The 14840-nt window shown below is 71.4% G+C and carries 14 protein-coding genes, 1 tRNA gene and 2 pseudogenes; 8 read left to right on the forward strand and 9 right to left on the reverse strand.

The features are described from left to right. Positions 1-763 precede the first annotated feature (763 nt). Together ACY0MR_RS34950 and ACY0MR_RS34955 are read left to right on the forward strand one after the other, a co-directional pair. Positions 764-2068: pseudogene (locus ACY0MR_RS34950) on the forward strand (PAS domain-containing protein); the annotation flags it as partial. A gap of 484 nt (positions 2069-2552) precedes the next feature. Beyond that, positions 2553-2849, forward strand: coding sequence for a hypothetical protein (locus ACY0MR_RS34955; protein WP_473557593.1), 297 nt, complete (start codon positions 2553-2555; stop codon positions 2847-2849). A 219-nt stretch (positions 2850-3068) separates the two neighbouring features. On the opposite strand, the gene ACY0MR_RS34960 is transcribed toward ACY0MR_RS34955, so the two are convergent. The 3 genes from ACY0MR_RS34960 to ACY0MR_RS34970 form a co-directional block, all read right to left on the reverse strand. Further along, positions 3069-3230, reverse strand: a complete 162-nt coding sequence (locus tag ACY0MR_RS34960) for a hypothetical protein (RefSeq protein WP_388804149.1) — start codon at positions 3228-3230, stop codon at positions 3069-3071. A gap of 218 nt (positions 3231-3448) precedes the next feature. After that, the gene (locus ACY0MR_RS34965) at positions 3449-3592 is read right to left on the reverse strand and encodes a transposase (RefSeq protein WP_473557596.1); all 144 of its coding nucleotides are present in this window, start codon (positions 3590-3592) and stop codon (positions 3449-3451) included. A gap of 51 nt (positions 3593-3643) precedes the next feature. Further along, positions 3644-4150, reverse strand: a complete 507-nt coding sequence (locus ACY0MR_RS34970) for a DinB family protein (RefSeq protein ID WP_388804146.1) — start codon at positions 4148-4150, stop codon at positions 3644-3646. Positions 4151-4261: 111 nt separating this feature from the next. Between ACY0MR_RS34970 and ACY0MR_RS34975 the strand changes: the two genes are divergently transcribed. Continuing rightward, the gene (locus tag ACY0MR_RS34975) at positions 4262-4828 is read left to right on the forward strand and encodes a GNAT family N-acetyltransferase (RefSeq protein ID WP_473557598.1); all 567 of its coding nucleotides are present in this window, start codon (positions 4262-4264) and stop codon (positions 4826-4828) included. A gap of 105 nt (positions 4829-4933) precedes the next feature. On the opposite strand, the gene ACY0MR_RS34980 is transcribed toward ACY0MR_RS34975, so the two are convergent. From ACY0MR_RS34980 to ACY0MR_RS34995, 4 genes and pseudogenes are all read right to left on the reverse strand, one after another. Next, positions 4934-5329: a hypothetical protein gene (locus ACY0MR_RS34980; protein ID WP_473557601.1), complete on the reverse strand. Its 396-nt coding sequence runs from the start codon at positions 5327-5329 to the stop codon at positions 4934-4936. A gap of 39 nt (positions 5330-5368) precedes the next feature. Continuing rightward, entirely contained in the window at positions 5369-6109 is a 741-nt protein-coding gene (locus ACY0MR_RS34985) for a hypothetical protein (protein WP_473557604.1), read from the reverse strand. A gap of 226 nt (positions 6110-6335) precedes the next feature. Then, positions 6336-7103: a restriction endonuclease gene (locus ACY0MR_RS34990; RefSeq protein ID WP_388804134.1), complete on the reverse strand. Its 768-nt coding sequence runs from the start codon at positions 7101-7103 to the stop codon at positions 6336-6338. Between the two features lie 798 nt (positions 7104-7901). Continuing rightward, positions 7902-8189 (reverse strand): annotated as a pseudogene (locus ACY0MR_RS34995) (MOSC domain-containing protein); the annotation flags it as partial. Between the two features lie 258 nt (positions 8190-8447). On the opposite strand from ACY0MR_RS34995, the gene ACY0MR_RS35000 reads away from it, so the two are divergent. The 3 genes from ACY0MR_RS35000 (at position 8448) to ACY0MR_RS35010 (ending at position 11783) form a co-directional block, all read left to right on the forward strand. Further along, positions 8448-10811, forward strand: a complete 2364-nt coding sequence (locus ACY0MR_RS35000; RefSeq protein ID WP_473557607.1) for a molybdopterin-dependent oxidoreductase — start codon at positions 8448-8450, stop codon at positions 10809-10811. A gap of 86 nt (positions 10812-10897) precedes the next feature. After that, positions 10898-11449 (forward strand): EF-hand domain-containing protein, encoded by a 552-nt coding sequence (locus tag ACY0MR_RS35005; protein WP_473557609.1) that lies wholly within the window; start codon positions 10898-10900, stop codon positions 11447-11449. A gap of 215 nt (positions 11450-11664) precedes the next feature. Further along, a tRNA-Arg gene (locus ACY0MR_RS35010) sits at positions 11665-11783 on the forward strand. 75 nt (positions 11784-11858) lie between these two features. Here the strand turns inward: ACY0MR_RS35010 and ACY0MR_RS35015 are convergent. Both ACY0MR_RS35015 and ACY0MR_RS35020 read right to left on the reverse strand, forming a co-directional pair. Further along, the gene (locus ACY0MR_RS35015) at positions 11859-12656 is read right to left on the reverse strand and encodes an SGNH/GDSL hydrolase family protein (protein ID WP_473557612.1); all 798 of its coding nucleotides are present in this window, start codon (positions 12654-12656) and stop codon (positions 11859-11861) included. A 196-nt stretch (positions 12657-12852) separates the two neighbouring features. Further along, positions 12853-13827: a PhzF family phenazine biosynthesis protein gene (locus tag ACY0MR_RS35020; protein ID WP_404084635.1), complete on the reverse strand. Its 975-nt coding sequence runs from the start codon at positions 13825-13827 to the stop codon at positions 12853-12855. Between the two features lie 122 nt (positions 13828-13949). On the opposite strand from ACY0MR_RS35020, the gene ACY0MR_RS35025 reads away from it, so the two are divergent. Further along, the gene (locus ACY0MR_RS35025) at positions 13950-14273 is read left to right on the forward strand and encodes a hypothetical protein (protein WP_388804119.1); all 324 of its coding nucleotides are present in this window, start codon (positions 13950-13952) and stop codon (positions 14271-14273) included. 163 nt (positions 14274-14436) lie between these two features. After that, positions 14437-14745, forward strand: a complete 309-nt coding sequence (locus ACY0MR_RS35030) for a hypothetical protein (protein WP_388804116.1) — start codon at positions 14437-14439, stop codon at positions 14743-14745. Positions 14746-14840: the final 95 nt, after the last annotated feature.

Below are 14840 nucleotides of genomic sequence, written 5' to 3' on the forward strand. Positions count from 1 at the left end.
GACATCGTCCAGGGCATCGCCACCGCTCACGGTGGGACGCTCCGCACGCATCGAGCGCCGGGCGTCAGCGGCAGCACCTACGTCCTGGAACTGCCCTCGGTGGTCCAGGAGGAGGCCGGCGCCGACGCCCCCCCCGCGCCCGCCGACGTACTCCTCCGGCCGACCGGTCGCCACCGATCGGCCACGACGCATTCGTAGCAGAGGGGCGGGGGAGCGGAGCGGAGCACGGCGCGGACGACCGGACGGGGGAGACCGTGACATCCGCGCCGTGCGGAATGCGCGCCGGTGACGCCCTGTTCACAAGCGGGGGACGCGGGGCTGGGCGGAGGTGTCCGGGTGATGCCGGATGTCCTCTGGCGTGCAGCAGAAGTATGGCACATGCCTGTGGCTCATGTGCCATGTGTGACGCGGGATATGACACATCGGCCTGCGGTCGGCCGACACCGCGTCAGGAGCGCTGCCGCCGGGGGACGGGAGCAGGACACGGACGACGCGCGCGCCTCCCCGCAGAGGAGGCGGAGCGCCTTCGACCGGGCGTCATCCCCGCCTCATCTGCGCCTGATCATGACCTGAAGGAACCCTTAAAAATCACTGCCCGGCTTTCTCACGCCGCACAGATGCCATCACCGGGTGGTTAGGTCTGCAGTGGCCCACCCCACGGTCGGCGGGCCCCATCCCCCCTCGCCGAGCAGGTTCGGGCGTCTCCGTCGCCCGGCACCCTGACGCCCTGCCCGGTTCCAAGGCCCGGAAAGGAATCGTGCCCATGGTCCTGCCCCTCCCGCGAAGCGCTGCTCGCCTCGCTGCCTTTCTCGACGCCCTCCCCGACGGTGTCGTGCTCGTCCAGCGCGACGGCACGGTCGCCCACGCCAACGCCAGTGCCCTGGGAATGTTCGGGGCGCCGGACACCGGGCTGGTCGGGCGCAGGCTCCCGGACCTCCTGCCGACCCTCGATCCGCGGCTTGATCCGGGCAGGGCGCGCCGGGGGCCGGAGGGCGAACCGCTCCCGACCGTGCCCCTGCGGACGACCGCCCGGCGAACGGACGGCGGCGGGTTCCCCGTCGAGGTGACCGGAGCAGCCCTGGAGGACGGGCACGAGAGGTGCGGACAGGGGAGCGGGCACGGCGGGGACGGGACACTCGTGCTGGTCGTCCGCGACCTCACCGGAACCCTCGACACCGAAGCCGAGCTGGCCCGCTCGCGACGACAGACCGAGATGATTCTGCGGGCCGCCTCCGAAGGCGTGGTCGGCACGGACCTCGAAGGCCGCGTCGTCCTCGTGAACCGCGCCTTCGCCGGGATCCTCGGCTACCGCACCGACGAACTGGACGGCGCCGAGCTGCATCCGCTGATCCTCGCCCGGCGCGCGGACGGCACGCCGTTCCCGTACGAGGAGTCCCCGCTCGCGGACACCCTCAAGTCCGGCCGGAAGCACCGGGTGCGGGGCCAGGTCCTGTGGTCCAAGGGCGGCGACCGCGTCCCCGTCGACCTCACCACCGCGCCCGTACGGGACGGGGACCGGCTCGTCGGCGCCGTCATGACGTTCACCGACCGCAGACCCTACGAGGAGCTGGTCGCGCGCCACACCGCCGAACGCGAGGAACAGGCCGAGCGGTACGCCGCCCTCGCCTCCCGCTACGCCGAACTGACCGCCGTACTCGCCGAGGCCGGCCCGCCCGACGGCTCTCTGCCGCACCCGGCCGGTGCGAGCCCCGAACTCGATGCGCGCTCCCGGACCTCGGAGCCGTCGGCGGCCACCGTCACCCGGCACCCCACCACCCTGGGCACCCTCGTGACCGTCGGCATCGACAAGGCGGCCACCCTCACCGGCCCGCACCGGACCCAGTTCGCCGTGCACGCCCCGCCCGTCGTCGTCACCCTCGACCCGGCACGGGCGTCGACCGCCCTGGCCCACCTGATCGCCGACGCCTCCGGAGTCGCCTCCGCGGGCGGGGCCAACCCGACGGCCCATGCCTCGTCCCGGGCCGACACCACCGTCATCATCACGGCCGCGCTCCGCAGCGATCACCTGCGCATCGAGATCTCCGGCCCCCGGGCCGTGAACGACCCCGCACACGTCCTCGTCGCGCGCAGGATCATCGAGGCCCACGGCGGATACCTCACGTCGCGGGAGCATCCCCGGGGCCCCGGTCTCACGTACGTCATCCAGATCCCTCACGCCCCGACGCCCCCGCCCGCTCCGGCGGCCCCGTACCTCGCGCCGGCCCGCCCCGCAGAGGCCGTACGGGCCCCGGTGGCCGGTTCCTGGATCATCGGCGCGGCGGTCGGCGCGCACCGCGACCGCGCGGCGGCCCGATCCCGTCCGTACGCCCTGCCGGCCGAGCCGACCCCTCGCCTCCGGAGCGGAGCCGACGGAGCCGACGAAGTCGAGGAACAGCGGATCGTCCGGCTCCTGGACCGGATCAGACGTCAGTCGGCCTGACCCTGGTCTCCAGACGCCCTGCTGCTCGCCGGATCGTGGTTGGTCGCCCGGCACACTGATGACCGGCAGCAGCGGTGGAGGCTGCCTGCGCGTACGCATGAAGGAACGGCTCATGTCGACGTGGTTGACGCCCACGAAGTTCGAACCCCCGCTGATCGAGGAGGTCTTGGCGGGCGCCGGACTCCCCACGGACGCCGCGGGGGAGGACTCCTTCGGCTGCGACTACCGGATCCTCGCCATCGTGGCGGGAGGGCGTGCGGAGGCCGAAGAAGGTGCTGCGGACTGGAGGACCGACGATCCGTGGTTGGCGCGGGCGTGCGGCCACGGCGGGGTCGAGGTGAAGCGGTGCGGGGCCGGCGAGGAACCGGCCTTCCTATCGAAAGCACGGACAGGCCGCGCGGGGGTGTAGTCCCGGTCCGGCCCGTCCGCTCTCTGCTAAAGGTCGAGCTGATACGGGTGTGTTGTGTGCGAGGGTCTTCAGCCGATGCCGTCGTTGACCCCTCGCATGTGCGCCTTACTGTCGGCGGTGTCGGTCAGGAGGCACCTCTTGACTGCCCCTGACCTGACACGTTCTCCGAGGCAGCGAAACGCCTGCGGCATGCCGGGGCGTCTCGTCCGTGCGCTGAGTTCAGCGCAAGCCGTCTGTGTCGTCGAGCTCTTCGCCGACTGGGAGCGGCTGAAGGTCGTACCCCGGGTCATCGCTGTACATGACCGCGGATACCGCGTTGTCGTAGGCATCGTCGAGGCCGTTGCCGCTTGCGTCGAGTATGTTCTCCCAGTCAATTCCCATGCCGACGAGCCTACCTGTAGTGCGCCTTGGGAGGTTGTGGACGTCTGGGCAGCCCTTCCAGTGAAGGATGACAGCCACTCGTTGATCGCCGTGACCAGGACTGTCGCCTCGTAGCGGACAGCGAGCTTGTCGTGCCGCGCGGCGACAGCTCGGTTCCTCTTGAGGCGGCGGAACAGGTCGTAGACCCGGCTCCACGGTCCGTACTCGGCGGGGACCTCTCACGGCGCGCCGGTCCGGACCCGGAACCCCATCCCGTCGATCAGCTGCCGCGGCCAAACCGGCGGTCGCCCCGTCTTCGTGCCCCTCGGCAACAACGGCTCCAGCACCGCCCACTGCTCGCCCGTGAGATCTCCCCGACCCATGGACCGTGACCATCCACAGAGCAAGATCCACTTTGGGCATACAGCCACAGCCTAGTGCCCCGTCGTCCCGTCGAGCAGCTCGCGCAGGATGTCCAAGTGGCCGTTGTGGCGGGCCGTTTCCTCGATGAGGTGATGCAGGATCCAGCGCAGGTCGACATGGAGCCCGTTGCGGATGGTTCCCCGGGCCTTCGTGTCGAGGTCGGTCTCGGCGACCAGTTCGCGGTAGCGGGCGCTCTGCTCGGCGTACTCGTCGAGCAGCTGTGTGAGCGGGAAGTCGACGGCGATCCGCATCTCGCGGTCGGGATCCTCGTCGGTCATCGGTGCCAGGTCCTCCTCGCCGAGGAGGATCACCTGGAACCAGTAGTACTCGACCCAGCGGAGGTGGTTGATCACCCCGCTCATCGTCATCAGCGGTGAGCCCGGCAGAAGCGCCTTGCGGGCGTTCTCCGCGGAGACGCCTTCGCACTTGGCGAGAGCGGTGCCACGTGTGTAGTCGAGAAACGTGGTGAGCTGGGTGCGCTCGTCCCACGCAGGCGGTGTGTCGTTGATCCTTGTCATCGCGCGAAGCGTCCCTGATCACAGCCGCCATGTCGAGCGATTTACCGACGACCGGCTCCTCCGGCCCTCGTGCTGCTTCCTGTCCGCGGTCATGTGAATCACGATGGGAGGATGAACGAGAACACGAGCCCTGCCGCGTTCACCGTGTTACGCATGGAGCGCTACACCCGAGTCGAGCAGAGCGAGATCCTGGGTGAGGGGGAGGACCCCTTCGGCGTCATGGAGACCGGTCTCACATGGCGAGGCAAGGACGAGCACTTCGGCATCCGGCGCGGCACGCGCCTCGTCGCGCACGCAGGCCTGGTGCGGCTACCGCTCATGATCGACGACACGCCGACCGAGGTCGTGGGTGTCGGCGGGGTGGCCGTGGCCGCCGATCTCCGTGGCAGCGGCCTCGCCCGTCAGGTCGTCTCCGCCGCCCTGGACCACGCCCGCACGATGGGCCCGCGGCACGCTCTGCTGTTCTGCCGACCGGCCCTGGAGGCGCTGTACCGCCGTCTTGGCTGGCACGTCCTCGCCGGCGACGTTCTCGTCGAACAACCCGAGTCACGACTGGTCGTGATGCCGCTCCGTACGATGGTCATTCCGCTGCACACAGACACAGACACAGACACACAGTCGGGCGCGGGCGCGGCATGGCCGTCGGGATCCGTCCGCCTCCTGTCCCTGCCCATGTGACGGTCTCGCCGACGCGTGATGCGTTCGGTGGGAGGGGCGAAGAGCTCTGTTCGACCAGGCTCAGCTCAGGACGGACACGAGGGCGACCGTCGCTTGGCAGGGCCCTCAGGCGGTCAGGTGACGTCGGAGGAACGGGGCCGTTCCCAGGACGAGCGCGGCGAAGACGGTCAGCCGTTGAAGGCCGGGTTGCGCGCCCAGGTCGCTGTGCTGGATCCCGTAGACGGCGTACCAGTTGGCTGCGAGGTCGGTCACCATGATGGCGCAGGCGAGGTCGAGCCCCCGGCGACGGCCCCTGAGCAGGAGCACGGCGGCGAGCGTGTCGAACAGCGCCAGTGACGACCAGTAGAGGTTGAACCAGCGCGGAGCCCAGCCGTAGGGGTGCACTCCGTGATTGAGGAGGTCCGTGAGGTGTGCGACGGCCCCGACGAGGAGCAGGACGGCCGCGATGCCGCAGGTCGATGCGACTGCCCAGCGCGGAGTGTGGTGCATCCATCCGATCACGTCGTGAATCGTCCCACCTGCGGGCGTTGCCCGTCGGTCTCACACCTGTCCGGCTGCGCCTTGGGCGGGATGCAGCCACCACCACGTTTCGAGGTCCTCGGCGTCGGCGTACTCCACCGGCGCCGCGTAGGTGGAGCGGCTCGCGAGGGACAGGGTGTCCGTGCGGCGGACGACGGCGTGCAGGTCTCGCACCGAGGGCATGGCGGCGAGCTCGTCGATGTGGAACGGGCAGCCCGCGGGGCCGCCGAGAAGGGTCTCGCAGCCGAACGAGTACCACAGGGCGATGAGGTCCCGGTCCTGCTCCTTCTCCGCGGCGACGGCGACGTCGCGGACCACGTCGATCAGGGGGACGGGTCGGAGCGGGGAGGCGTCGGGCCCGCGCAGTTCACCCCCGTCGACCATGCGTCGCCACAGGTCGGTGCCGGCGTCGCAGTACAGGAGAGGCGGCTGAACGTAGCCGTCCTCCAGCCACGAGTCGTAGCCGGCGAAGTCGGGAGACTCCTCGTCGAACGCGCGCAGACCGGTGAACTCCGTCAAGGCGTCGAAGTACGCGGCCCGTTTCCCGTAGTCGGGGTGTCGGTCCAGCGGGAACCGGTACGTGGACCCGCAGCGCAGCAGGATGTCCATCACGCGGAACTTGGTGAACGAGCAGTCGAATCCGCTCTCGAAGTCGTACAGGACGGCGATCTGGTCGCGGAGACGGGACTCGTCGCCCGGGCCGTGCCGGTCCAGGACCCTGACCGAGTCCGCGACCAGGTCCTCGATGACGTGATCGGACATTCCCGGGTCCCTTCCTGAGTGTCCTTGGGGCGTGTTGTCCCACCGGTCGGCCGTGGAAGAGGAGCAGACGCTGTGGGCGCGGCGTTCCCACCCTCCCCAGAAGGCCGAACCGCCCGTCCCACACTCTGCCAGGCGTCTCATGGGGCCTGGGCGTGAGGGGGCGGGCGGTTCAGGAGTCGGACGGGGTCTCAGGGGTCTTCCGCGTCGTTCCGCGCGGTTCGGGGAGTCAGCGGCTGAGGTCGAGGGTGTCGGCGACCAGGGTGGGTTCCGGCTCGTGCGCCGCCGCTGCGAGGTCCCAGGGCGCGGGCGTGATCTGGTCGGTCCACGCGGCCAGCGCCTCGCCGTCGATGCAGATGATCCCGCATGTGGCGGCGTAGTCGACGGCTGGTGCGGTGAAGGAGCTCGTCGTCACCATCACCGCGACGTCGGCCTCGTGGATGGTGAAGCAGGTGCCGCCGAAGCGCTGCAGGTCCTGGGAACCCACGCGGTTGTCCGGTCCGTAGTGCTTGCACTGGAGGACGACACGGCGTCCGTCCGTGGTGACCGCGATGACGTCCGCGCCCAGATCGCCGGCGCCTCCGACCACTTCCACGGGGGTGCAGCCGTCCCTGGCGCACAGCGCGGCCACCGTGTGCTCGAAGCCGTCCGCGTCGACGGCGGTGTGGTCCAGGGCCTCCCCGTCGATGTCGGGAGAGGCCGGTGCGATGTCCGGAGCGTGCCGCGGATGGATGCGCTCCTGACCGCGGACCCAGAAGGACGCCAGGCTCCGCTTGGCGGCCGAGAAGCCCACCGACAGCACCGCGAGGGCGCCGAGCGCCACGAGGACGGCGGCGACGACTCCCGAACCACGGCTGCCGGCTGTCTGCGCCGCCTTGAAGAACAGCATCAGACCGGCGACACATATCCCCACGAGCCCGACGGCGAGGACCAGGTCGCGCCAGACGATGCCCTGGCCCCTTCTGGCCGGATCTCTGTCCCAGCTGGTCGCGTTCATTGGAACCCCTCCCTCGATCACACGTCGATCGACCGTTTGTCCCTGCACGGGGGACCGAAACATGTGAGGTGAGGGGAGGGAGAGGACCGGCGGGGTCGGGCGTCGTCCGACGTGTGAGGGGGAGAGCAGATCTCAGGGTGCGCCGCGGGTCTCAGCGTGCGCAGCGGTGCGGATCCGGGCGTCGTCCCCCGCGGCGCGAGGCGTCAGCCGCGTGGCATGATCGCCGTATGGCGAACCTCCGAAAGGCTCATGCCGCGTAGACGGCCCAGAGCGCTTCGCGCGCGGAACTCGGCCCTCAGGGACCTGTGGGGTCCGGACGGTCCGTACTCGACGACCCTCGCTCGGCGCGCGCTTCGCAGGTACGGGCTCTCGGGACCGTCGGTCGCCGCGGTCCTGCGAGCGGAGGCGAGCCGTTCACCTGACGAAGGCCTCCGCCCCGGCGACACCGCTGCCGCCCTGCTGTGCATCCGGAGGTTCCTGGCCCGCCCGGGCCGGTATCTGTACCCGGAGAGGACCGCGTGTGGTTGTGCGGAGTGCGAGCGGGGATCGAACCCGGCCGCCGCACGGGACGTCCTCGGCCTCACCCTGTCCAGGGTTCCGCGCCACGTCCGCCGGGAGCTCTCGGTCCTGGTGGCCGGACTGGACGCGGAACTACGCCGCAGAACCCTCCCCGACCCCTTCGCACACCGCCGGCCGTGGCACCCGGGCGATGCCTGGTGGCACGCCCGGATGTACCACGAGAGCCACCACCTCTAGGCCGCTTGTTTCCGGATCCCCCCGGAAAACCTCCGACGCGGCTCACACGTCGCTCTCGCCCCACTCGCGGACCACCGCTTCGTCGCCCACCGACAGCTTCCCCGGAGTCACCACGGAGAACTTCGCGCCGAACACCACGCCCCCGCTCGGCGCCCTCCGGTAGCCGGCCGGCGTGCGCAAGGGCTCGGGCCCTTGCCGCACTCCGGCTTCCTGCTCGACCAGCGTGACCGCGCAGCGCACCGCGAGCTTGGCGAAGCCCAGCTCCGTGCCGCCGACGGTGATGCGGCGCGCGTCGTCCTCGGCATGCGGGCGAGCCGCCCCATCGCCGCCGCCTCGGGGAGCGGGGCGGGCGTATCAGATCCACGACGCTCGCCATGCGCGGCCCCCTTCGGTCCGAGTCACTGGAGAAGGAACGTGCGAGGCGGGAGACGCAGACCGCTCCCCTCGGCGATCGCACGTGGCGGCAGGATTGTGACGCGGGCCCTGGGGGAAGTCTCTGTGCCGCGGACCGTCGACCCCGTCCGTGCACCGCCGTCCGTTGTCCCTTGTCCGGGAACAGCTGAAACTTCAGAGACGGAGTCGATGCACATGGAACGACGCACGTCCATGGCCACGCACTGGGGCACGTACGACGCGGTCGTCGACTCCGGTCGGCTGGTGCGCATCGAGCCGCGGTCCGACGACCCCGCGCCGTCGCCCATCGGTACCGGAATGCTCCAGGCCGCCGACGACAGCGCCCGTGTGCTGCGGCCCGCGGTGCGCAGAGGCTGGCTGAACGGTCTGCCGCGCGTCGACGACACGGCCCGGGGCGCGGACGCCTTCGTCGAGGTGAGCTGGGACGACGCGATCACCCTGGTGAGCGACGAACTGCACCGCGTGCGCACGCAGTACGGCGACAGCGCCGTGTTCGGCGGCTCCTACGGCTGGGCGAGTGCGGGCGGATTCCACAACGCGCAGGCCCAGTTACAGCGGTTCCTCGCCCTGGGCGGCGGGTACACCGACTCGCGCAACACCTACAGCACCGCGGCCCTGGAGGTCGTCCTTCCCCATGTGATCGGTGGGGCGCCATGGAGTTACCAGTCCCGGATGCCGATGTGGGACGAGATCGCCGAGCACTGCGAGCTCGTCGTGGCGTTCGGCGGGCTCGCCCTCAAGAACAGCCAGATCAATCCCGGCGGGCTGGCCCGGCACCAGACGCGGGATCTGCAGCGCCGCTGCCGGGAGGCGGGGGTCCGGTTCGTCAACGTCAGCCCCCTCCGCAGCGACGTCGCCGGGTTCCTCGACGCCGAGTGGCTGCCCGTCGTCCCCAACACCGACACCGCCGCGATGCTCGGCATCGCCCACACCCTGCTGGTCAACGGATGGCACGACGAGGACTTCCTCCGCCGGTGCTGCGTCGGCTTCGACCGCTTCGCCTCCTACCTCCGCGGCGACGCGGACGGCGTCCCCAAGGACGCCGCCTGGGCCGCGGAGATCACCGGCATCAGCCGCGACGCGATCACCGACCTGGCCCACGACCTGGCCACCCGGCGTTCGCTCGTCATGGTCAACTACGCGGTGCAGCGCGCGGACCACGGCGAACAGCCGATCTGGATGTCCGTCGTCCTGGCCGCCATGACGGGCTCGATGGGCCGCCCCGGCGGCGGCTGGGGCGCGGGGTACGCGACGATGGACGCGACCGGCGTCGCCCCGGGCCGGCCCTCCGTGGCGGGCCTGCCCACGGTGCCCAACGCCGTCGCGGACTTCATCCCCGTCGCGCGGATCGCCGACACCCTGCTGCACCCGGGGAAGACCATCGACTACGACGGCCGGCGCCTCACCCTGCCCGAACTCCACCTGGTCTACTGGTGCGGAGGCAACCCGTTCCACCATCACCAGGACCTGCACCGGTTGAGCCGGGCCTGGCAGACGCCTGACACGGTGGTGGTCCACGAAGCCTGGTGGAACACCACGGCCAAGTTCGCCGACATCGTCCTGCCCGTCGCCACCACCCTGGAGCGCGACGACTTCGCCGCCGGCTTCTCCGATCCCCACCTCGTCGCGATGCCGAAGGTCCGGGAGCCGGAGGGCGAGTCGCGTACCGACCACGCGATCTTCGCCGCCCTCGCCGCCCGGCTGGGCTACGGCAAGGACTTCACGCAGTCGCGCACCGAACGCGCATGGGTCCGGCACCTCTACGAGCAGACGAGAGCGGAGCTGGGCGACGCCGCCGACCTGCCGGACTTCGACGCCTTCTGGAGGAACTCCACCGCCGAGCTGCCGAGGCTGACCGGACCGTTCCCCGGGAGCTTCGAGGCACTCCGCTCGGATCCACGGCGCTTCCCGCTGCCGACCCCTTCGGGACGGATCGAGATCTTCTCCGAGACCATCGACTCCTTCGGCTACGACGACTGCGCCGGGCACCCGACCTGGTACGAGCCCGTGGAGTGGCTGCACGCCGGCCTGGCGGAGCGGTTCCCGCTGCACCTGATCTCGAACCAGCCCGCCTCACGCCTGCACAGTCAGTACGACAACGGGGGCCACAGCCTTCGTTCGAAGATCCGCGACCGCGAGCCCGTGACGCTCAACCCCTCGGACGCGGCCGCACGCGGTATCGAGAACGGCATGGTCGTACGCCTCCACAACGATCGCGGAAGCTGTCTGGCGGGCGCGATCCTGTCGGACGACGTCATGCCGGGCGTCGTGCAGCTGTCCACGGGAGCGTGGTGGGACCCCGTCCGGGCGGGCCTCAGCGGAACACTGGACCGCCACGGCAATCCGAACGCCCTCACGGCGGACCGCCCCTGCTCGCGCCTGTCCCAGGGACCGAGCGCGCTCAGCGCGCTGGTCGAGGTCGAGCGCTACGACGCCCCTCTCCCCGAGGTACGGGCGTTCGCGCCGCCGGCCATCGAGGAGGGAGCCTGCAGTGCGGCGGCCCTTCGGGGGCAGGCCGGGGACGGGACGCCGCAGTGATCCGCGCGGCATGCGCCCCCGGTCGGCGGGGGTCCTTCCACGAGCGCGTTTGTGCCCGAGTGACGGACTGAATACCGTACGTGGTCGTGACTGCACTTCAAGACCTCAAGTACGGCCAGTGGTTCAGGGGCGCCGACGTCGACGGCGACGGGTTCATCACCCACCGGGACGTGCGCATGATGAGCGAGCGCTACATCGGCGCCCGCGGAGCCGCGCCCGACTCGACGACCGCCCTGACGCTCGTCGAGAGGATGGACGGCTTCTGGACCCAGGTCATCGCCCCCATGGACCAGGACGGCGACGGGAAGGTCGACCTGCGGGAGATGACCGAGGGCTTCAAGCGGGCCCTGACCGACGCCGCCCTGTACCCGCAGCAGATCGAGCCCGTCACCGACTGCTTCTTCGACCTGGTCGACCTCAACGGCGACGGCAGGATCGACCGGGCCGAGTTCCAGCTGATGTTCGACGCGGTCGCGGCAGTCCCCAGCGAGGACAGCGCCGCGGTGTTCACCGCTCTGGACCTGGACGGCTCCGGTGCGCTGGACCGGGCCGAGTTCCACCGGGCGGTCACGGAGTTCTTCTACGGCGACGACCCGCACGCTCCTGCCACCCACCTGTTCGGCAGGGTCACCGGCTAAGATCCGGCCCGCCGTCGGGCGCCGCGGGCGCCCAGCGGGTCGGTTGTACGGACGGACATGCCGGCGGTCGCGCACCCCGCCCGTCGTATCGACATGCCGTCGTCAGTCGTCCCGTCGGCGTCGGGAGGCCGCCTGAGCCGGGAAACCGGTCGTCTGCGCCGGACGACATCCCTATGCTGAGCGGCACTGGGGCCGCGCGTGGTTCCACAGGTTGCGTGCCGTGGCAGAGCGGTCCAATGCGATCGCCGTGGGGGAGGGCCCCTCCACGGCGACTGACGGAGACGGGGTGGCCTTGCCCCTGTCTGTCTCGCGGGTTCGAATCCCGTCGGCACCGCAACCGTCCTGAGACGTGGACCTTTTCTTCAGGGCGTCGCTCGTCGCACAGTGGCCGCGGGCCACACCCTTCCGTTCACCGGGCGACCGGAGGAATCCCCACGGGCAGCAGCTCCGGCCGTCGGGCGGAGCGGCCGTCGCCGGAGGAGCGGCCGCGCAGGCGGCGGCCCAGCCAGGGGCCCAGGAACCCCCCGGCCCAGCGCAGCTCGGCGGCCGCCGCCCGTACCCCGCCGGCCGCCGCGGCCGCGTCGGGCGCCAGATCCAGCGTCCACGAGTCGTCGCTGCCGGGAAGGCCCAGCGCCTGGGCGAGGGCGGCGGAGATCCGGTCGTGCCCCAGCGGGCTCGCGTGCAGCCGGTCGGCGGCCCAGAAGCGCGGATCCGTGGCGGCGGAGTGCGAAGCGGCCTCGGCGAGCGCGACACCGTGCCGGGCCGCGGCCCGGCGTATCCGGTCGTTGAGGGCGGCGATACGGGGTGCGACGGGGCGGGCGATGGGCACGACACGGGTGATGTCGGGGATCGTGACGGTCGCGACGCGTGCGCCCGCAGCGGTGAGCGCGGCGAACATCGCCTCGACGTGGGCAGCCGTCTCGTCCGGGTCGAAGCGGGGCCGCAGCAGGTCGTTGACCCCGGCGAGCACCGTGGCGACATCCGGTCGCAGGGCGAGTGCGGGGCCGAGCTGCTCCGCACGCACCTGACCGGCGAGCCGACCCCGGACGGCCAGGTTGGCGTACCGGACCTCGGGGCTCACCGTCGCGATCCGCTCTGCGAGACGGTCGGCGAAGCCGCGCAGCCCGGTGACGTCGTCCCCGTCGCCGACCCCCTCCGTCTGGCTGTCGCCCAGCGCGACGTATCGCACGTACTGCCCGTTGTCCATGCTCCACCCGTTCCTCCCGCGGCGACACGCGCCGCACCCGCAAGCGCATCGTACTCAAGAAAGTGAGTAGTCGTTCCAGTGAGTAGGGCAGCTAGGTGGAGCTGGGAGGAGCTCGGTGGAGCCGTGGGGAGGTGCGGGGAGGTGTGGAGACATGCGGGGGCGGCAGGAGTCGACGCCCCCGGCAGGTCCCCGCGGATCAGACCGGGATGCGCGCGCCCGCCCCGCTGACCCGGATCCGCCGGTCACCCGCCCGCAGCTCCACCGTGAGCACCCCGGGGCGTCCCATGTCCTCGCCCTGATGCAGGGTGAGGACGGTCGCCTCCGGCACGAGCCCCAGCTCGCGGAGGTACCCGCCCAGTGCGGCGGCCGCGGCTCCGGTCGCGGGGTCCTCCACCACCCCTCCCACGGGGAACGGGTCGCGCACGTGGAAGGTCTCCGCGTCGGCACGCCACACCAACTGCACCGTCGTCAGGTCGAGCCGGTGCATCAGGGCCTCCAGGCGCGCGAAGTCGTACGCCAGGTCGGCCAGCCGTTCCCGGGTCGCGGCGGCCAGGACGAGATGACGCGCGCCGGCGAAGGCGACCCGGGGAGGGAACGCGGGGTCGAGGTCGCCGGCCGGCCAGTCCAGGGCGGCGAGCGCCTCGGCCAGGTCCCCGGGCGCGATCTCCTCGACGTGCGGCTCGACGCTGGTGAGCGTGGCCCGCAGTGCGCCGTCCTGCTCCGTCACGGTGACCGGCACGATCCCGGCGCGCGTGGTGAACACCAGGTTCCCCGGACCGAGGCGCTCTCCGAGGGCGACGGCCGTCGCGACGGTGGCGTGCCCGCAGAAGGGCACCTCCGCCTTCGGGCTGAAGTAGCGGATGGTGTACGGACGCCCGGCTTCCGTCGCGTCACCGGACTCCGCGGCACTGCCGCCCGCACCGCCGGACGGAGCGGACGGAGGCGAGGAAGCGGCCGGAGCAGAGGGACGCGAGGGGGACGACGCGGCGGCGGGCGGGGCCTGCGTCAGGAACGCGCTCTCGCTGTAGCCGACGTCGGCGGCGATCGCCAGCATCTCCTCGTCGCTGAGCCCCGCGGCGTCGAGGACGATCCCGGCGGGGTTCCCTCCCGCGGGATCGTCGGAGAAGGCGGTGTAGTGCAGGACCTCGGGGGTTTCCGGTACGGAGTTCACGCAGGGGCAACGGCCCGCGCGCCCGTGCGATTCCCCGTCTCCCGCGTCTGCCTGGTCGTCGGCCGAAGAACAGCTTCCGACCGCCGCTGATGGACCGCGAAGATCGGGGTACACGGTCGCTCATGTCGACGAAGACTGAACGCCTCAAGTCCCTGCGGGCCGTCCGTCAACTGCGCCGGGTCCGCGACTTCTACTCGGCCGGCGTGCTCCTGTGGGCGGCAGCCGCGGTCTGGACGGGATGGACCCATCCCGGCACCCGCCAGATGTGGGTCGCGCTCCTCCTCCTGGGAGTGTTCGCCGGACTGCTCGTCACGGCCGCCGTCTGGCTGCGAAGCCTCAAGGCCGCCCAGGGCCGCAGGCCCGCGCACCACGCGGCCTCCGGCCGCTCACGTACGCGGCCGGCCGCGGCCCTGGGGCAGGCACGCACCCATCACGCCGCCTCGTGACACCCGGTCGACCCGTGCCGGGTCGGCCCTGAGACCCGCACCACCACGAACCCCGTCTTCACCGGGCCCGGATGCCATGTCAGAAGCCCTCCGGAGCACGCCCATCACGGAGGATGAGGGAAGCACCGCGACGCTCACACTCCGTCCTACGCGAGGAGCCCCCATGACCACCTTCGTCATCACCGTTCCCGGCACGTTCACGTCGGCCATCACCGACACCGAGCGCGCCGCCCTCGAACGGCAGCTCTCCCCCCAGCACACGGACGTGAGCGAGAGCGAGGGCGTGAACCTGCTGACGGTGAACGAGGACGGCACGTTCGCCGTCCGGCTCGAAGTCGAGTCCGCCGACCGCTACGAGGCGAAACTGGACGCGACGAGGCTCGTCTCGGCCGCGCTCCGGGAGGTGGGCATCGCCGAGTCCGACGCGGCGCTCGCGCCGCCGGCCGTCACCGGGATGGACAGCGACCTCTGACGCGTCGAAGCACGGCGGCCGGGGGGAGCCGGCGGGAAGGGCGAGCCCACGGTGACCATACGTCAGGGGCACTGGCGAGCAGCGGAGTTGCCGTG

It is taken from the genome of Streptomyces sp. JN8, assembly GCF_055808075.1.